Below are 17,613 nucleotides of genomic sequence, written 5' to 3' on the forward strand. Positions count from 1 at the left end.
ACCGTGACCGATCCGGATGCCGAGGCGAAAAAAAAACTCATCGAACCGGCTTATCGAGAGGGGAGCCGGTTGGGGTTAGCCGTGTGGTGTGCCGATGAAGCAGGGCCGTATCCAGCGATTCCGCGGCCTGGCGCCAGTTGCGGCCAGTTGGCGAACCGATCCGCTACCCGCACGAGTCTATTCGGGGTGGAACCGCCAAGCTCTTGACCTTGTTTCATCCCGTGACCGGGGAGGTACGGGTGAAGGGCGTCACCCACAGCCCCAATACGGTGTTGCATCCTTGGCTTGAGCGGGAATTAACCGCGATTGTGGCGGTGCTACCACCACTGGACGAAGTACCCGATGCGGCAGCGAATCGCGCCGCCTGGACCCACTGGCAGGAGGGTCTCTCGGTCCGCTTCACCCTACTGGAGGTGTTGCCACCCTTACGGTTGTTGCTGATCCTGGATAATCTCAGCGGCCATAAGAGCGTGGCATTCGTGTGCTGGCTGATGGCGCACGGCATCATGCCGCTGTACACACCCATCAGTGGCAGTGGGTTGAATATGGCCGAATCCATCCAGCGGGTTTTGGTGAGTCGTGCCTTGGCCGGACAGCACCCTGCGGGTCCCGAACAACTCATCCAGTGGCTGGAAGCCGTGGCGCGCGGCTGGAACGCGGCGCCAACCCCCTTCGTTTGGGGCGGTAAGCGGGCGCTTCGCCGCCAACAGGCGCGAGAACGGCGCTATCGTCTAAGCGGTTCCGGAGCCATGACTCGCCAACCGATTCCGCATCAAGGGACGGATGGTATGGCCACAAGCAAAGCAAGTGACCCACTAGCCCCCGCTCGCCGGCGGGGCGAGCCATCCTCAACAGTCTGGAATCCACATTGAGCCTATCTCATTAGCCCCCCCTCCGTCATCAGCCGCTCGCTCACCTCCCAAAGGCGCCGGGCCAAGTCGTCATCCAAGGCCAGGGGAGAGGGGCGGCGCTCACGCTGCCAGGGATCGAAATAGCGCCCCCCGATTCCGGCGACCATCGAGGAACTGGCCAAGTACACGACGGTCGCCGCGCCACGTTCGGGCGAGGTCAGAAAGGGCTTGACCAGTGACCAGGTCAACGAGACGTACCAGGGACTGTGCTTGTTGCCGATCGTGGTCCGCAACGTACCTGGATGTAGGCAGTTGGCCGGAATGCCGGGAAACCGTCGGTTCCACTCGCGCGTGAAGAGCACGTTGGCCAGTTTCGACCGGGCGTAAGCGCGCCAGCCGCGATACGGGTGTTTTTCGCCACGCAGGTCGTCAAAATCGATTCGACCGGCGTAATGTGCCCGCGAGGCGACGTTGACGAGCCGGGGTGCGGGAGCCGCTTCCAGGGCGGGCAACAGCAGATGAGACAGCAGGAACGGTCCCAGATGGTTGACCCCGAACTGCAACTCGAAGCCTTCCCGTGTTTGTTCCAGGCGCGCGGCGAACACCCCGGCGTTGTTGATCAGCACGTCGAGACGCGGATGCTCGCTAAGAAACCGTTCGGCCGCGCCGCGCACCGACGCGAAGCTCGCCAAATCCAAAAGGATCAGTCGAACCGGCGCCGCGTTCGCCCGTTGGTTGATGGCCTCGACCGCCGCGCGTCCGCGTGCCTCGTCGCGGGCGGTGATGACGACGGAGGCGCCCTGGCGGGCCAGGGCGATGGCCGTGGCTTGGCCCAGACCGGCGGTGCCGCCGGTGATCAATACCGTTTTGCCGTGCATGCGCGGTCAACGGTTACCAGGGTCGGTTTTCGGAGGCAGCGGCGCGGCATCGATCCCTTACTCTCGACCGGAAGTCGCCTCGACCGGCAGCGCCGAAATATCGAGACGGGTCACGCCCCGCAACACGGTCAGCCGCACCGGCGTGCCGAGGGGGCACTCAGCCAGGACGCGCTGCAAGTCGTCGATGCCTCGCACCGGTTTCCCGTCGAGGGCGACGATGAAATCGCCCGGTCGCAGCTTCGCTCGGCTCGCCGGTCCATCGGGCGTCACCTCGACCACGGCCACCGCCGTGTCGGCGGCCAGTCCGAAATGGCGGACCCGCCGCCGGTCCAGACGCCGGTCGTGGCCGGCGATGCCCAGCGCGGCCCGGCGCACGCGGCCGTGGGCAAGCAATTGCGACAGCACCCAGGCGGCGGTGTTGCCCGGCACGGCGAAACCGATCCCCTGGGCGCCGGCGATGATGGCGGTGTTGATGCCGACGACCCGGCCGCCCGAGTCCACCAGGGGGCCGCCCGAGTTGCCGGGATTGAGCGGCGCGGTGTGCTGGAGGATGGGTTCGAGCAAGCGTCCCTCGCGACCGCGCCAGGCCCGCGCCAGCGCGCTGAGCACGCCGGCGGATACCGTGGCGTCAAAGCCCAAGGGATTGCCGATGGCGATAATCAGTTGTCCAATCCGTAGCCGCGCCGAATCGCCCAGTTCAGCGTAGGGCAAATCGGTGGCGGCGGCGCGCAGCACCGCCAGATCGGTGATCGGATCGGTTCCCACCACAGTGGCGGCGGCGCGCCGGCCGTCGGCCAGCCCGACCTGGGGCGTTTTCAAACCCGCCACCACATGGGCGTTGGTGAGCAGGTAACCGTCCGGCGCGACAATCACCCCCGAACCGAGTCCTGCCGACTCCCGTTCGGTCGAGGCTTTCCGGCCCCCATCGACGCGGACCACGGCCGGCCCGACCCGCTCCACCGCGCCGATCACAGCCCAGGAATAGGCGTCCAGCAGGGTTCGGTCGTCCGGTTCTGGCGGGTTCGGGAAGTGCCTGCTGTCGAGATTCGCGGCTTCGGGCGCGGCGATCGGGCGTAAGGCGGGTCGAGTCAGTCGATGCATGGCGATACCTCCAGCCCGGTTATGGGGTCCGGCGGCGGCGGTTTCAAGGCCGCCCGGTGAAACCAGGTGACAGCTGCGTTCTCTCGGTTTGGTCAGCGCCCGCCGCGCAATCCAGCGGTGGCGAGGCGGGGTCATCGGGAAAGACGTCGTCGTGGGTCGACTTCCGACCATCGCGACGACAGGGTGGGACGGCATCGTTCCGCTTTGGCGCGAGGATGTCGAGTTCGGAACGGCGAGTGTCACCCCAAACAAGCTATCTTTTTAAGATGAGGAAGTTCAAGCAACCATCGGGTGAGTGCCGGTGGCGCCGTATGGCTCCAGATTCGGGTGGCTGGTCACCTTGGACCAGGACGTGCCCTGGGTGGCGGCGGTCCTGGCCGAACGCGCCCGCGCTTTGGAGGGCAAGACCATGAGTGAAACCGAGCACGAAATCACCGTGTTTTACGACGGCGCCTGTCCGCATTGCGTCCGCGACCGGGAGCGCTACGAAACGTGGGCGGGCCGGGCCGGCGCACCGGTTTGCTGGTTCGACATCACCGGCCAGGACGAGCAGCTGCGCGCGCTCGGGATCGATCCACGCCGGGCGTTGACCGAACTGCACGTCCTGGACGAGCGGCGCCGCATCCGCTCCGAGCTGGATGCCTATATCTTGCTGTTGAACCGGATTCCCTGGCTGAAACCACTGGCCTGGCTGATCGGCCGGCCCTGGAACCGGCCGTGGCTGGCGCGGCTCTACCACAGGAGCGTCGACCGTCGGCTGCGCCAGGGCCGGCGTGTGCAATAAGGCGAATGCCGAGAACAACGCGAGTCGACGCGAACACCGAACGACGAAATTCTGGGCAGGTTTGGCGCCGCGATGCCCCGGTCGGACCGACGAACCGGCGTTCACCGGCGAACTGGCGTTCTTCGGGCTTCGCGGCCAGACTCATATCGGCGATCTCGGTGGCACCACATGCGCCTTTTCCACGGTTTCCACCAACGCTCGCGTTTCATCTCGTTGCTCCGGGTGGATCGTCGTTTGGCCTTGCCGATCCAAACTCTAACTGATCGATGTCGACCTGCGCTTGCTCGGCCGGCGTCATGACCCCCGCCGTGCGCGATCGGCTTGACGCGGTGCGGTCTCGTTTACAAGGCTGGCTGCTGTGCCAACAAATTGACGACCTGGATGCCGGCCGAACACCGACGAAGGGGGTCGACACCAAGGATATGCCGGTGATCGAGCGTCAATCCCTTCAATGCTGTTTTGAGCGAATCCGCGAGTTGCCGGCGGTCGTGCGGGCCGGGCTTTCGTGACGATTTTGCCTACCCAAAGCCGCGAAACGCGCAAGAGGAGGAGGGATGATGACTGTTGAGGTCGGCATAACCCAACCCAGTGAGAGCTTGGGCTTGATCCATGGTTTTCCCGTGGTCGGCATCGGCGCGTCGGCGGGTGGACTGGAAGCGCTCAAGCAATTTTTTACGGCAATGCCGCCGGAAACGGGACTCGCCTTCGTGCTCGTCCAGCACCTGGATCCCAATCACGAAAGCCTCATGGCGGATTTACTGGCCAAATATACCGCCATGTCCGTCGCGCAAGCTGTGGATGGATTGCACGTGACGCCGAATCACGTGTACGTGATTCCCCCGAATCATTATCTGTCCATGCAAGACGGGGTTCTGCACTTGAGCCCGCCCACCGAACGGCGTGGCATGCGCATGCCCATCGATCACTTTTTGCGCTCCCTGGCCGAGGAGTTGGGCGAGAAGGCCATCTGCGTGATTCTTTCCGGCACGGGCAGCGATGGCACCCTGGGTTTGCGCGAAATCAAGGGGCGCGGTGGCATGACCATGGTCCAGGAGCCGGCCACCGCCCAGTACGGGGGCATGCCGCATAGTGCCCTGGCCACCGGACTGGTGGATTACCGCCTGGCGGTGGAGAACATGCCGCAAGCGCTCGTGCGGTATGTGCGGCATCCTTACGTGCGCGGCGAGCTGCTGGCGGAAGCCAAAATCGTCGAACCGCGAGACGACCTGAGCTCCGTGATTGCCGTTATCCGGACCCGAACCGGCCACGATTTCCGTCACTACAAGAAAGGCACGCTCGGTCGCCGCATCGCGCGTCGCATGAGTTTGGCGACCCTCGAAAGCATGCGCGAATATTTGGATCTGCTGTGCGCCTCGGAGGACGAGGTTCGCAAGCTGGTGCGCGATCTACTGATCAGCGTGACCAGTTTTTTCCGGGAACCCCAAGCGTTCGAGATGCTGGCGGCACAGGTCGTGCCCGCCCTGGTGGAACGGGTCCGACTGGAAGAGCCGATCCGGCTGTGGATACCCGGCTGCGCCAGTGGCGAGGAGGCGTATTCTCTGGCCATGCTGTTCATGGAAGCCATCCGACGCAGCGGAAAACCAATAGGCTTGCAGATTTTCGCCACGGACATCGATACCGAGGCGCTCGAAGTGGCCCGAGCCGGAATTTATCCCGTTTCGGCCGCGACGGAACTTCCGAACGACTATCTGCGCCAGTTCTTCACGCGCGATGGTGACCACGTCAGTGTGAAGAAGTCGGTGCGGGAAGCCGTGGTGTTCGCGGCGCAGAATCTCATTACTGATCCGCCTTTTTCCCGTCTCGACTTCATCAGTTGCCGCAATTTGTTGATCTACCTAGACAACGAGGTCCAGGCTAAGATCATCCGCTTGTTCCATTTCGCGCTGCGGGAAAAGAGTTACCTGTTCCTGGGCAATTCCGAAACCATCGGTCAGCGCACTGATATGTTTCGAATCATCTCGAAGAAATGGCGCATCTACCGCCGGCTCAACGTGCCGCCCGACGCCCGTGGTCCAGACTATTACCCCGTGATGAGCGACAACGCCGCCACCCTCTCGTCGCGTGATACCGGTGGGCGCGTGAAAACACCCCTGGGACGCCGGCTTGGCGAGCGCGTCGAAGAGAAGCTGCTTGCGGAATATGCCCCCGCGGCGGTGCTCGTGAATCGGGCGGGTGAGGCACTGTTTTTTCATGGCGCGACTTCCCATTATCTGGAAATGCCCAGGGGGACGGCGACTCATCAGGTGGTGGCCCTGGCCCGCGAAGGGCTGCGCGCCACCCTGCGGGCCACCCTGCAGAAAGCCATGCGGGACAAAGCGGTGATGGAAGCCCATCGGATCACCCTGCGCGATTCGGGCGACAGCCGTGAGGTACACCTGAAGGTGTGGCCGGTGGACGAGACCGAAGGGACTTTTCTGGTGTGTTTCGACGATGAAAAGGACGCGAAGCCCGCCAGCACGGTGGGGATCGGCGAAGAAGTGCTGGTCAAACAATTAGAGTACGAACTCAAGGCCACCCGCGAGGACTTGCAAACCACCATCGAAGAGGTGGAAACCGCCAACGAGGAACTCAAGGCGGCCAACGAAGAAGCGATGTCCATGAACGAGGAGCTGCAGTCCACCAACGAGGAGCTGGAGACTTCCAAGGAAGAACTGCAATCCCTCAACGAAGAATTGTCCACCGTTAACAATCAGTTGCTCGACAAAGTCCACGAACTCGAAACGGCCAACAACGATCTCGCCAATCTGCTTTCCAGCACGGACATTGCCACCCTCTTCCTGGATGCCGATTTGCGCGTGCGGCGCTACACGCCTTTGGCGACGCGCATGTTTGCCCTGATCGAGACGGATCACGGCAGACTCATCGCGGATGTGGCCCAGCGCTTTAGAAATGGCAGCTTGCCCGATCTGTGCCAGCGTGTTCTGCGCGATCTTAAACCGCTGCGGGAAGAAGTGCGCGGCGATGATGGCCACGCATTCTTGATGCGCGTCCTACCCTACCGCACCACGGACAACCGCATTGACGGGGTCGTGATCACTTTTTCCGACATCACCGAGATCAAGGCCGCCTATGCCGAAGCGGAAACCCGAGAACGGCAGTTACGCATCATCACCGACGCGCTACCGGTCCTGATCGCTCACATCGATCTGCAACATCGTTTCCGCTTCGTGAACGGGACTTACGAACGTTGGTTCAATCTGCGGAAGGAAACCCTACTCGGCGAACCCCTATGCCAGGTCTTCGGCGTCGCCGCCTACGAGAGCCTGTGCCCTCGGCTCGAAGAAGCCATGAGCGGTAAGACCATCGAATTCGCCACCTGCCTGACCCATCATCGTCTCGGCGAGCGTGATGTGAACGCGACCTGCGTGCCCGAGTTGACCGATGAGGGCACGGTCGTGGGTTTCTACTTTCTGATCCACGACATGACCGAGCGCAAGAAGGTCGAACGACGTTTGAGCGCGGCCAACGTGGTGTTTCGTAATACAACCGAGGCGGCCGCCATACTGGACGAGAACGGCTGCTTCACCATGGTCAATCCTGCTTTCGAAACCATGACCGAGTATTCCCCGAGCCAGTGCATCGGCGAACATTGGGAGTTTTTACTATCCGATCGTCTGGCGCCGGAACCATCCAACCTCGCCAGGGAATCGGTGAAAACGAACAGGGACTGGCGTGGCGAGATTTGGCTGCGACGCAAGAGTGGCGAGGTCTTCGCGGCCTGGATGACCATTGACGTGATCGATCCAGGCGAGGGCGACGTGCGTGGATCCGTGGCCGTGTTTGCCGATATCAGCACCGTCAAGGAGGCCGAAAAGCGGCTGGAATTCCTGGCGCATCACGACCCCCTGAGCGGTCTCGCCAACCGCGTCATGTTCCACGAGCGCGTGGCTCACGCACTGGCTCGCGCGGAACGCCAGAAACGGCTGGTCGCGCTCCTGTACCTGGATCTGGACGGCTTCAAGCATGTGAACGACAGTTTCGGGCACGAAGTGGGGGACCGCGTGTTGGAACTCGCCGCCGACCGCCTCCAGGCATGCGTGCGCGTGGAAGATCTACTGGCGCGGCTCGGTGGGGACGAATTTGGGGTACTCCTTGAGGAAATCGCGGAGCCGTGGAACGCGGCCTTGGTATCGGAGAAGATTATCGAAGGACTACGCGCGCCCTTCGTGGTGGGCGGGCGCGAGCTGGTGTTGGGCGTCAGCGTTGGCGTCAGCCTTTTTCCCGCCGACGGTGAAAATGCATCGGTGCTTATTCGCAATGCGGATACGGCCATGTATCGCGCCAAGGAACGAGGTGGCAACATCGTCCACTTCTATACCCCCGCGCTGACCAAGGCCGTACAGCAACGAGTCTCCATCGAAAGCGCGTTGCGTCGAGCCATGGACGCCAACGAACTGGAACTCTACTTCCAGCCCATCATGGAGATCGATTCGCGGCGCATCGTCGGTACCGAGGCCCTTCTCCGCTGGCGTGCGCCGGGAAGAGGCGTGCTCCTGCCCGAGAGCTTCTTGCCGATCGCCGAGTTGTCTGGTCTCATCGTTCAGGTCGGCAGGCATGTCATCGATCTCGCCTGTGCTCATCTCGCCGGTTGGCGCACACAATCCTTGCGGGTGCCGCGACTCTCGATCAACGTGTCGGCCCGTCAATGCATGGATGAAGGCTTTCTGGTCGTCCTAGAGCAGGCGCTCGCGCGGTACCAAGTACCGGCCGGAGCGATTGATCTTGAAATTACCGAAAGCTGCTTCCTGGATAGGGGGGCGTTCGACCGAATTCTGCCGACGCTCAGGCAACTCGGCTTGACACTCACCATCGACGATTTCGGCACCGGCTACGCGACTCTCGCATCTTTGCGCCATGTTCCCGTAAACACCATCAAGATCGATCGCGCCTTTGTGGGTGATATCGCGGGCGGAAAGAGCGATGGCGCCATCGCCAAAGCGGTCGTCGCGCTTGGCAAGAGCCAGAATTTGCGGGTTGTGGCCGAAGGCGTGGAAACGGAGCGGCAACTAGAGTTCCTGGGTGAAATAGGTTGCGATGCCTGCCAGGGTTATCTAGTCACGCCGCCCTTGGCGGCCGATGCGTTTGTCGGGTGGCTGGAGGAAAATCGGCTGCGTATCGACGCAGTCTGATCGGTTCAGCGGTGTGCCCCCCAGACCACCGTCCGGGGTCGGTGGGGCGGGTGGGCGCGACGGGAATCGCGGGTTCATACCCGGACCGGCGATCCCCGGTTTGTTCGCTGCCCGGAGGCCGATCCGCTTCAGCTCGCTCGACGCCAAACCCGAACTTCCTTACGCGCTAGCCCCCGAGGAGTTTCGAGGCGCTGACCGGCCGTTGCCGGTGATGATCGAAACCCGCGTCTCGGCCCGTGACGTTCATTCCGCCCGGGCTGACGGCGGTAAGAATGCGCCGTTGCGACGCGCGTTCGCAAAACCGCGCTCAAGTCGTCGCCGGCTCGATGAACTCCCCGCTCCTTTCGGGTTCGGCGCGACTATCCTATTCCACAGTGGCTTCTCGGGAGACGTTGGCCTTTCCGGCGTGGATCGCGGGCGAGCGCTTCACCGAGGCTTTCAGCAAACCGCTCAGGAGGATCAACGATGACGTGGCTCTCACGGATCGGCGCTGAGCGCCGGTTCCACCCAACGGGTGTGGCACTGGTGCTCAGTCTCGGGCTGGCCTTATCGATCGGGTCAGCGCTCGCCCGGACGGGCGCGGATACCGCGCTTGACATCGCGACCGCGCCGGAACCCTCCACTGCGGTCGGGGTGGATTTACCGCACACCGACGGTTTTGGGTTGCTGCCCAAACCACCGGCGTTTACGAAGGTGGACAGCGCTCGGCTGTTCGCCGAAGGCAAGCTGGCCTGCGCCGGTCCCTGCGTGACGCCTTTTGGCACCGTGCTGGGGGTCGCCGACGGGGCGGAAGGCCGCTCCAACTGCGTCTCGACCTGCATTCGACCGGAGTATTCTTTTCTTGATCGCACCTCGGGTGTTGTCTCGGTGCATGCGGACGATCCCAAGCAAGATCAACTCCAATACATCGGCGTGACGTATCAGTGCGTTGAGTATGCCCGCAAGTGGTGGATGAAAAACCTCGGGATCACCTTCGGCAGTATCGACAGCGCCCACGAGATTCTGTACCTCACCGAAGGGCAAAACCTGCAAACCCAGCAACCGTTCCCCTTGGCTCGCTCGATCAACGGTACCGCCCGGCGCCCGCCTCGGCGAGGGGATTTGGTGGTGTATTACCCCGACCGGGCCGATCCCGAATGGCGTCATGGCCACGTCGCCGTGGTGGTGGCGGTGGATCGGGAACAGGGGATCGTGTCCCTGGCGGAAGAGAACTACGACAACCAGCCTTGGCAGGATCCACATGCCTTCGCCCGCCAGATCCGGCTGTTCGAGGTCGGTGGGCGATATACCCTGCTGGACGTGTCGCCGACCGTCCATCGGAACGCCGAAGGTGGCCGCATCGCCGGCTGGTTGTATCCACTGGCGGATCGTTGACCGGGTATCCCAAATACCCGCTGGCCCGACCCTCGATCAAGGATGCTGCTGCTCGTCGAGCGTCACTGGTGACGCCGCCGTTCCAGCCTTCCCCACGCCGCGTGGGGTCTCTTCAGCCCGCCTCGGATGGGCCGCGCCTCTTCAGGCGCAGTTTGGGATAGGGCGGCGCCGAGGGTGGCGCATTCGGTGTCTGCCGGTCGGGGGCCTTCACCGCCGACGCCTTTTCCTCCGGCTTTTTCCTTGCCGATGCGTTGACTTCCGGTACCTTCGGTTCCGGCGCTTCGACTACCGGTCCGTTTGAGTCTGGCCTCTTCCCCTCCGCCGCCGGCTCGGGTCGGACTTTCCGCTCGAACACCTGCACGCTCGGATGCTGGAGAGCGATCTCCCCATCCGCGAACCGCGCCAGCGACCCGCTCAGGGCCGCGATCCATTGGGGATAGTCCTTCGCCGCCTGTTCCAGCTTGCGCCAAATCTTGGGCGGCAGGATCGCGGTGACGATCCCCTCCCCAGTCTGGATACCGATCTTCAGGCCACCTTGGACGGGCAGCGGTTGCGGCAACTCGGAAAACTTGACGGTGAGTTCGAGACGTCCGGGCACGAGGGCTTCCTGGGGCAAGGGGGTGTCGTTGGCGGGTAAGGGGGGATGTAGCGGGGCACGAGGGTGCCGGTTGGCCGGCTTTCCGGGCGGTCCAGGCGGCGAGGTCGGCCGGGCGGTTTCGGCTTCGGCCGCCGTGACCACGCCCGCCGGCTGGCCTTGTAAATCGATGCGGATCGCACCCGCGCACAGCGCTTTCCGGTAGCGCGGTCGGTTGCAGTAACGTGCCAGCGCCCGTTTGACGGCGGCTTTCTCGAAGCCAGCCGCCATCAGGTCCTGGTGGATGCCGAGCTTGAGCGGCCGGGGGTTCTCGCCATCGAAACAGGCCGGGTAGGTTTCGATCAGCGCCGGCAGCGTGGGCGCCGACGTGAGCGTGAGCGGCGTGGGATTGGTAACAACGGGACTTGGGTCGGTCATGGGAAGTTCCAACGGTCCCATCGATTGAAAGTGTGGACAGTCATGGCGATAGTGGCGCTAAGTTGAAGTTGTTGGCTTACACGCGTTCACCAGGAACCTCGAAAAGTTGCTCAGTAACTACAACACAATGGCGTTTGGTAGCCATCTTGATCCAACGAGAACAAAGCATAATCCTCGACCGATATCTGAACTTGCCACGTGGCAAGTATTAGATAACATTATGATTTTGTAAGATTAAACGCCATCAAGTTTGAAACCGAATCGTTCTAGAACGCTCTCGCATTCCATAGCATTGGAATAGCCGATCTCAATCTTCCCACCACCTTTTCGATCAGGCTTAAGTCGGACCGGTGCACATAACCATTCTCCCAGTCGCATTTCTAAGTGCTGGATATCGGGACTGCGTCTATCCTGAAGATTGCAACCGCGACGACGAGATTTTGTGGTCAGTCGGTTTTTTTTGCCGTTCGAGTTCCCGTACCGACCACCCCCGTTCCACCGCTTGCTCAGCGAGCGCCAGTTGCTCAGCGCGCGGCAGATTCAACAATACCTTGCCGTGACCGGCTTCGAGCACCTTACTTTGAAGCAATTGCTGAATAGTTTCGGGTAGCTTGAGCAGGCCAACAGCCTTGCTCACCGTAGATTCAGATTTACCTACCAGCTCACTTACCTGAGCCTGGGTCAGGTTGAAGTTATCCATTAGAGAACGGAATGCAAAAGCTTCTTCCATAGGATTGAGATCCTCCCGCTGCAGATTCTCAACCAAAGCAATGGCCGTTGCTGTGCGGTCGTCAACATCGTGGACGATGACAGGAACACGATTCATCCCAGCCTTCTGTGCGGCACGCCAGCGTCGATCACCCGCGAGAATCTCATAGTCATCGGTTTTTCCCGCAAGCGGCCGGACAATCAACGGTTCGAGAATACCTAGCTCCCGGATGCTGGCGGTTAGCTCGTCAAGCGCGGCATCATCTACTGGGTTGCGTGGCTGGAATCGCCCTCGGTGTAGCCGATCAGGTGGCAATTGGGTAACAAGATCTGGGTTGCCAAACGCATGAGCCTGGGTCACTACCTCCTCTTTCAAGCTCTCGAAGTCAGTGTGGTAGGGCGAGTTCCGTGCCCGTTTGACGCTGATTAGTGGGGTTGATGCTTTCCTGGCCATATTTCACTCCTGAGAATTGCTCAGATTCGAGAAAGACTGGAGTTCCTCCATGATTTCTAATATTTCCTGGGCGGCTGCTGTGGATGGATGTTGATCCAGAACCGTTATGCCCCCACTGATGGTCTCCATGTAGGCAACGCGGTTGCAGGTACGAGCCGCCAGCACTGGCAATTCGTGCTCCTGAAGTGCCCGGTCGATATCAGCAGCCAGCCGGGTACCTGGAGTCTGGCGACTGACAATGAAAGCGGCTCTGGGTTTACCAGCGGTAACACTTTGTCGAACCTTGATGACGTCCACTAAGTCCATGGCCGACCAAATGTCCGGCGAGGATGTTTGCACAGGAATCAGTACGGTATCCGCTACTCTCAACGCCGAGGCGGTCATCTGATGTAGTTTGGCGGCCCCATCGATGATGACTAGGTCGAAAGCGTCGCTGATGGCTGGGATTTCCTTGTCAAGGGTAGGCCGATCCAGACCGACGACACTAGGCATACCGGCTTCTGGGTGGTGCTCCTGACTAGCTTGACTCCAATCTCGGGCAGTACCCTGCGGATCGGAATCAACGATCAGCACACGGAAACCACTTCGCTGAAAGGCGCGAGCAAGATTGATGGAAAGCGTGGTTTTGCCTGTCCCACCTTTGGGATTTAGGATGGCAATAACATGAGCCATGAAGTTATCCATTTATTTAAGAGTTACACAGTTGCCTTGCGCCGAGCAAAAGATCGGGATGAATCTACCCAAAGTTAGTGACCAAGATTACATCAATTTTATGATCACCACGCTGAAGGTGTGCAGGGGCAACAAAGCGCGGAATGACTGAAACTTGAACGGGGGAAACCTGTCGAGTGCGCCTATGGGTCAAGCCACGGGATGGCGCTGATCGGATTGATGTTGGACTGGGCGTGGGACCGACAACCGCGCTGGCTAGGGTTCGTAGCATCGCCTCCAGCCTAGTTACCAACGGCTTCAAGCTGGTCTTAATTGACACGGTGATTGAGTTTACTCATGGTCTATGCTCGGGAGCGTTCGCACATCTCCTCATCATGGTACTCAAAACTCTGGAGCTCGCGCACCCGTTTCTCGTCAGCGTTGGATACTATTGAAAATCGACTGACACCAGCCAGCTAGGGTTTTGTTCAAGGTCAAGGGTTGCGGTTTGAAGGTTTTTGAATCAAGGGTTCTGAAAGAAGCTACTGAGTAACAGCACCACCACCTAACGGTGGGGATATCCGACACTAATGGAGGGCTTGGGGATGGTTCCGCACGGTACTCGACAGTTATTTTAAAAATATTCGACACTTAATGAACGACAATTTGATTGCGGCGAGCCGTGGTGGGTCGTCAGGGGTCCGATTCAGCGCTGGAAACCGCTCGCTTGATCCGCTCGGCAGGGAATCGGCCGGCGGAGGAGGAGGGGGAACGGTGGACGGCCGACGCGAGGCCGCGTGGGCTTGGCCCCGAGGGGATTGAAGGGGTGGCGGAGGGTGAGGTGGTGGCGAGGCGGGGACGCCCCGCTTCAGTCGGGCGGTCGCCCTCGCAGCCGGCCCAATAGCGCGCCGAGCGCGGCGTGGGCGGTGTCGCGCCGCGCGGTGTCCATGGCCGCCTCGGCGGGTGCCGCCGGGGCGGCGGCTTCAGCGCGCAGGCGGGCGGCGTCTCCATTCAGGGCGCGCCGACCTTGCTCGGCCGCCGTGGCGGCGGCCTCGTGCCGGCGCCGATGGCGCCGATGGCGCTTAACCGCTTTGTCCCGCTCATGCTGGAGCCATTTGCTGAGGCCAAAGACTTGGAAGAGGGCTTCGGGCACGCCGCGAATGGCTGGTAGACCCCGGTAGTGGTCGTCGCCGGTCGATTGGGTGCGCGGGTGGACGGTGACCAGCCCGGCGCGGCGCAGGTCGCGGCAGGCCCGCTCGGCCCGGCGTCGGCCGAGGCCGGCTCTTTCGGCCAGAAACGCCAGCGATAGCCCTTGGGTCGAGCCGTCGGCTTGAGGAATCCCCACCCGCAGGGTGGCTAGGTCGAGGTAGTGCACCAGCGCGCCCAAGAGATCCAGGCAGGCTTCCCGCCGCTCGCTGCGCTGTTGCCGGGGNGAGCCGTTGGCGGCGTTGAGGCTGGGTAGGACCTTGGGGGTCGTCGAAGTAGGCCCGGACCCGTTCCTGGAGTTGCAGGAGGATCTTGGGCCGGGCGGCGTGCTGGGGGCGGCGGTTCGAACCAGCGCGGGGTGGCCGGGTCGTGCCCGCAGCGGTTGCCGGCGACGGTGACCACCCCGGCGAGGGCGGTCGCCAATCGGTCCGGGCGCGCGCTCGGAAAGGGCGGGCCGCACGCGGCCGCCGGCGCCGCAAGGGCGCCGGGTGGGGGCACGGAGGGCAAGCCAGGCGACATGGCCGGGACAGGTTCGGGTCGGACCGGGGCCGCCTAAGCTAGGGAGGCGAGCCGGGGCCGAGGCCGAGGGATCGGTCGGTCAGGTCGTTACTGCGGCACGCGGCCGGGCGGTTCGCTGAGCCGTCGAGGACGGCGCACCGCCGTCCCGCGAAGGGAGGCACGCGGATCGCGAATCTGGGTGTTGTTCATAAGACTCCCCTGGTTAAAAAGACAAATAACCCTCGGAGGAGGTCTTGCAAGTCCCAACCGGTCCGCTATAATCAGAAATAGGTCGATTCTATTACTGATTGTCGTCCTTAGCGGATCTTTGGCCGGCAACTTTCAAGCTTCCCCTGGAACCCTCGCGCGCCAAACGCGGGGGTTTCTCGGTTTTTGGGTGAGCACTATTGCGTTTTTAGGTGTCGTCAACCCTCTGTATGGGTGCGGATCGTTCAGTACCGTCCGCATCGGGTGTTCGGTCATTCTTGCCATTATAGCGGGCAAATACCACCCGCGCGCAATCATCCAACCGCGCCAATACCGCGACGAGATCCGTGGCCTGTGGATCGCCACCCAGGCGTTGCAATCCGGCGGTGAATGACCGCCGCGGTGTGTCCGCCAGATGCACCGCCACCGTGTGATCGCCGCTGATCCACGGGACGACCGGGTTCTCGACGGGCGGCGGTCGCGGGAAAGGGCGCATGGGATGACCGCTACCGTGTGGCAGCCACTGCGTCCGCCGGGACCAACGGCGTTTGCGAAATCGTGACCACCAGTACATTACCCCCGCCCAGATCGACCCCATACACGTAGCCCTTGCCAGGCACGTAACTGACCTGGAGCGGGTTCGTCGTCACCATGCCCGGCACCGTCGCCGTGGAGGCCCGCGTGCCGTTGCCGTAGCGGGTGAACGAGGTGAGCGGCGCGATGGTGCCCACCCGCAAGGTATTGAGAAATTGCTGGAACCCGGTCAGCGGCGAATGGCTTAGCAAATCCTGGAGCAACTGATGCTGTAGGTCGCCGAAGATCGTGTTCACCACTTGACACCCCGCTCCGAACAGGGCATCGACCGACAGATGGCTGAGCGCATCGATCAAATTCCTGATTTGTTCGTAGGTGCTGCCCAGCAAACGCCCGAGATCGAACGCGAAAATGTCGATGGTACACACCCCGCCGGCCCCGTCCTGGCGCGGGTTGTTGACGATCTCGATGGGGTCGGTCTGCGGGTAGTCCATTTGCCGATCCGAGATGGCCCGAGTCAGTTGACTGCCCGCCAGGGCGGCCTCCTTGAGTTTCACCGCGATGTTGGGGTCGCACCCTTGCGTCGCCGGATCGAAGTTTCCCCATTGGCCGGTGTCGGGATTGTAGAAGGGCGGGGGAATCAGCGTGACGTTACCGGCCGGATCGATGTTGACTTGCCATCCGGCCTCGATCTGATCGATGAGGGTTTGGTCGACGCACAAGGTCGGGCTGAGCTGATAAGGCGTTTCCGGTGGGCACGCCGTCAACGGGTCACCGCCCCCCGAGGCGGTGCCTGTATCGGTGGCGGCCGGGTCCCCGGGACCCGTGGTGGCCGGGTCCCCCGAGGCGGTGTCCGTACCGGCGGCGGCCGAGATAGCCGCCGCGCGTGGCGCGACCGCCGTCGTCGATTCGGGGTCCAAGGACCAACCCACCGGTGGCGCGGCGACCGACGGGCTCGCGGCGAGCATCACGGACGCCGCGAGTAGGAGCGGACGAACGACCCGCGCCCAGGCGCGTTGAGCAATCATTTGGCTTTCGGCCCTTTTCACGGAGGAGTATTTTTGATATAAAAAGATAACACGCCATTATTGAATTGCAAGCCCGACGGAGTTCCCCATGCCGACCGCGGTTTCGCTCTTGGAGGCTTTCCAGGCCAATTTCCCCGGCTTGACCCAACTCCTGACGATGTGGGCTTACCTCATCGGGATGGGGGCTGGGGTTTCGGCGGTGGTGATGGCGCAACGCCGCGCGCGGTTCGACGGACAGGCCACCATCGTCGGCATCGCGATCCGGGCGGTCCTGTGCGCGACCTGTTTGTATCTGCCGACCGCCGTGTCCACCAGCCAGGAGACGCTGTTCGGTTCGCCGACGATCCTGAGTTATTCCGCCGGAACGGCGGTCAGCGCCCAGGGGAAAATCGCGCTCGATACCGTGATCGGCTTTGTCCAACTGGTTGGGTTGTGGGCCTTTCTGTATGGCGCGGTGCTGTTGAACCGAGCCCACAGCCGAAGCGTGTATGACCCCGGTCTGGGTGGCAAGGCCCTCGCCCATCTGGTGGGGGGTGTGTTCTGCATGAATATCGTGGCCACCGTGCAGGCCATCGCCCAGAGCTTCGGACTGGAAAAACTGCTGAATACCGTGATCGTCGCTGGCGGTTCCTGAAGTCGGCCGACGATGAATGATCCACTCCAATCATCAAGGAGTTCATTGTTAATATTTATATCCAACGAAATTGATGGTTTTCCAGATGTCGAATAGCCACTTCGGAGGGATGAAATGATGCAGTCGAAACTCGCTTGGACATCGCTCGCCACCATCACGACCGTGGCAGCCGGGGCGCTGCTCTTGGGGCTGGAACCAGCGCTGGCGAAAACCGCTGGCGACCTGGGCGCGCACGTCGCCAGTCAGGGAGAGAATCTCGGCAAGGCGGTCTCGGCCCTGTCCTATGTTGGCGGCATGGGGGCCGGCGCGGCGACGGCCTACAAGTTCAAGGCCAACCGCGAAAATCCCCATCAGCACCCCATCGGCCATGCCCTCGGCTGGGCGGTGGTCTGCGTGGGGCTGATGTTCCTGCCGCAGACCTTCAAAAACACCGGCGATACCTTCTACGGCACGGATGCCACCCCCAATCAGGTCAGCGGCACCACGGTCATTGGGAATTGACGGTGGTGAATCCCTTGATCGCGAACCGCGCTCGGGGCGGCA

General features: G+C 62.2%; 15 protein-coding genes and 1 pseudogene. 8 read left to right on the forward strand and 8 right to left on the reverse strand.

The genetic code is table 11. The features are described 5' to 3' along the window. Positions 1-207 (forward strand): annotated as a pseudogene (locus tag E4P82_RS21510) (hypothetical protein); the annotation flags it as partial. Further along, positions 204-872, forward strand: a complete 669-nt coding sequence (locus E4P82_RS15810) for a transposase (protein ID WP_246327631.1) — start codon at positions 204-206, stop codon at positions 870-872. The pseudogene E4P82_RS21510 and the gene E4P82_RS15810, both read left to right, overlap by 4 nt. A gap of 2 nt (positions 873-874) precedes the next feature. Here the strand turns inward: E4P82_RS15810 and E4P82_RS15815 are convergent, their stop codons facing one another. Then, positions 875-1,729: an SDR family oxidoreductase gene (locus tag E4P82_RS15815; RefSeq protein WP_169249788.1), complete on the reverse strand. Its 855-nt coding sequence runs from the start codon at positions 1,727-1,729 to the stop codon at positions 875-877. Between the two features lie 57 nt (positions 1,730-1,786). Beyond that, positions 1,787-2,830 (reverse strand): S1C family serine protease, encoded by a 1,044-nt coding sequence (locus tag E4P82_RS15820; protein WP_169249789.1) that lies wholly within the window; start codon positions 2,828-2,830, stop codon positions 1,787-1,789. Positions 2,831-3,131: 301 nt separating this feature from the next. Here E4P82_RS15820 and E4P82_RS15825 point away from each other — a divergent pair, with 301 nt between their 5' ends. From E4P82_RS15825 to E4P82_RS15840, 4 genes are all read left to right on the forward strand, one after another. Then, positions 3,132-3,614: a thiol-disulfide oxidoreductase DCC family protein gene (locus tag E4P82_RS15825; RefSeq protein ID WP_312915365.1), complete on the forward strand. Its 483-nt coding sequence runs from the start codon at positions 3,132-3,134 to the stop codon at positions 3,612-3,614. Between the two features lie 296 nt (positions 3,615-3,910). Further along, complete coding sequence (locus E4P82_RS15830; RefSeq protein ID WP_169249790.1) at positions 3,911-4,123, forward strand: hypothetical protein; 213 nt, start codon at positions 3,911-3,913, stop codon at positions 4,121-4,123. A 45-nt stretch (positions 4,124-4,168) separates the two neighbouring features. Further along, a complete protein-coding gene (locus E4P82_RS15835) occupies positions 4,169-8,764 on the forward strand; it encodes an EAL domain-containing protein (protein ID WP_169249791.1) in 4,596 nt (1,531 codons plus the stop codon). A 465-nt stretch (positions 8,765-9,229) separates the two neighbouring features. Continuing rightward, positions 9,230-10,138, forward strand: coding sequence for a CHAP domain-containing protein (locus E4P82_RS15840; protein ID WP_169249792.1), 909 nt, complete (start codon positions 9,230-9,232; stop codon positions 10,136-10,138). A 112-nt stretch (positions 10,139-10,250) separates the two neighbouring features. On the opposite strand, the gene E4P82_RS15845 is transcribed toward E4P82_RS15840, so the two are convergent. The 6 genes from E4P82_RS15845 to E4P82_RS15870 all read right to left on the reverse strand — a co-directional run bounded on the left by E4P82_RS15845 (position 10,251) and on the right by E4P82_RS15870 (position 16,436). Further along, positions 10,251-11,150, reverse strand: coding sequence for a ProQ/FINO family protein (locus tag E4P82_RS15845; RefSeq protein WP_169249793.1), 900 nt, complete (start codon positions 11,148-11,150; stop codon positions 10,251-10,253). Positions 11,151-11,384: 234 nt separating this feature from the next. Next, positions 11,385-11,660, reverse strand: coding sequence for a hypothetical protein (locus E4P82_RS23775; RefSeq protein ID WP_420887129.1), 276 nt, complete (start codon positions 11,658-11,660; stop codon positions 11,385-11,387). After that, positions 11,557-12,312, reverse strand: coding sequence for a ParB/RepB/Spo0J family partition protein (locus E4P82_RS15850; protein ID WP_169249794.1), 756 nt, complete (start codon positions 12,310-12,312; stop codon positions 11,557-11,559). The genes E4P82_RS23775 and E4P82_RS15850 overlap by 104 nt, the downstream gene beginning before the upstream one ends. A gap of 3 nt (positions 12,313-12,315) precedes the next feature. Beyond that, a complete protein-coding gene (gene parA / locus E4P82_RS15855; protein ID WP_169249795.1) occupies positions 12,316-12,984 on the reverse strand; it encodes a ParA family partition ATPase in 669 nt (222 codons plus the stop codon). A 2,098-nt stretch (positions 12,985-15,082) separates the two neighbouring features. Next, complete coding sequence (locus E4P82_RS15865) at positions 15,083-15,370, reverse strand: hypothetical protein (RefSeq protein WP_169249797.1); 288 nt, start codon at positions 15,368-15,370, stop codon at positions 15,083-15,085. A gap of 10 nt (positions 15,371-15,380) precedes the next feature. After that, positions 15,381-16,436, reverse strand: coding sequence for a hypothetical protein (locus tag E4P82_RS15870; RefSeq protein ID WP_169249798.1), 1,056 nt, complete (start codon positions 16,434-16,436; stop codon positions 15,381-15,383). Positions 16,437-16,524: 88 nt separating this feature from the next. On the opposite strand from E4P82_RS15870, the gene E4P82_RS15875 reads away from it, so the two are divergent. Then, a complete protein-coding gene (locus E4P82_RS15875) occupies positions 16,525-17,070 on the forward strand; it encodes a hypothetical protein (protein ID WP_169249799.1) in 546 nt (181 codons plus the stop codon). Positions 17,071-17,184: 114 nt separating this feature from the next. Further along, positions 17,185-17,571, forward strand: a complete 387-nt coding sequence (locus tag E4P82_RS15880; protein WP_169249800.1) for a hypothetical protein — start codon at positions 17,185-17,187, stop codon at positions 17,569-17,571. Positions 17,572-17,613: the final 42 nt, after the last annotated feature.

Origin of the sequence: Candidatus Competibacter phosphatis, from assembly GCF_012939995.1 — a bacterium.
GTDB classification, from domain to species: domain Bacteria; phylum Pseudomonadota; class Gammaproteobacteria; order Competibacterales; family Competibacteraceae; genus Competibacter; species Competibacter phosphatis.

Excerpts from the sequence above, each read along its gene's own strand:
- E4P82_RS15815 (WP_169249788.1), bottom strand. The coding sequence starts at position 1,729 with ATGCACGGCAAAACGGTATTGATCACCGGCGGCACCGCCGGTCTGGGC.
- E4P82_RS15820 (WP_169249789.1), bottom strand. The coding sequence starts at position 2,830 with ATGCATCGACTGACTCGACCCGCCTTACGCCCGATCGCCGCGCCCGAA.
- E4P82_RS15830 (WP_169249790.1), top strand. The coding sequence starts at position 3,911 with ATGACCCCCGCCGTGCGCGATCGGCTTGACGCGGTGCGGTCTCGTTTA.
- E4P82_RS15835 (WP_169249791.1), top strand. The coding sequence starts at position 4,169 with ATGATGACTGTTGAGGTCGGCATAACCCAACCCAGTGAGAGCTTGGGC.
- E4P82_RS15840 (WP_169249792.1), top strand. The coding sequence starts at position 9,230 with ATGACGTGGCTCTCACGGATCGGCGCTGAGCGCCGGTTCCACCCAACG.
- E4P82_RS15845 (WP_169249793.1), bottom strand. The coding sequence starts at position 11,150 with ATGACCGACCCAAGTCCCGTTGTTACCAATCCCACGCCGCTCACGCTC.
- E4P82_RS15850 (WP_169249794.1), bottom strand. The coding sequence starts at position 12,312 with ATGGCCAGGAAAGCATCAACCCCACTAATCAGCGTCAAACGGGCACGG.
- parA (WP_169249795.1), bottom strand. The coding sequence starts at position 12,984 with ATGGCTCATGTTATTGCCATCCTAAATCCCAAAGGTGGGACAGGCAAA.
- E4P82_RS15865 (WP_169249797.1), bottom strand. The coding sequence starts at position 15,370 with ATGCGCCCTTTCCCGCGACCGCCGCCCGTCGAGAACCCGGTCGTCCCG.
- E4P82_RS15870 (WP_169249798.1), bottom strand. The coding sequence starts at position 16,436 with ATGATTGCTCAACGCGCCTGGGCGCGGGTCGTTCGTCCGCTCCTACTC.
- E4P82_RS15875 (WP_169249799.1), top strand. The coding sequence starts at position 16,525 with ATGCCGACCGCGGTTTCGCTCTTGGAGGCTTTCCAGGCCAATTTCCCC.
- E4P82_RS15880 (WP_169249800.1), top strand. The coding sequence starts at position 17,185 with ATGATGCAGTCGAAACTCGCTTGGACATCGCTCGCCACCATCACGACC.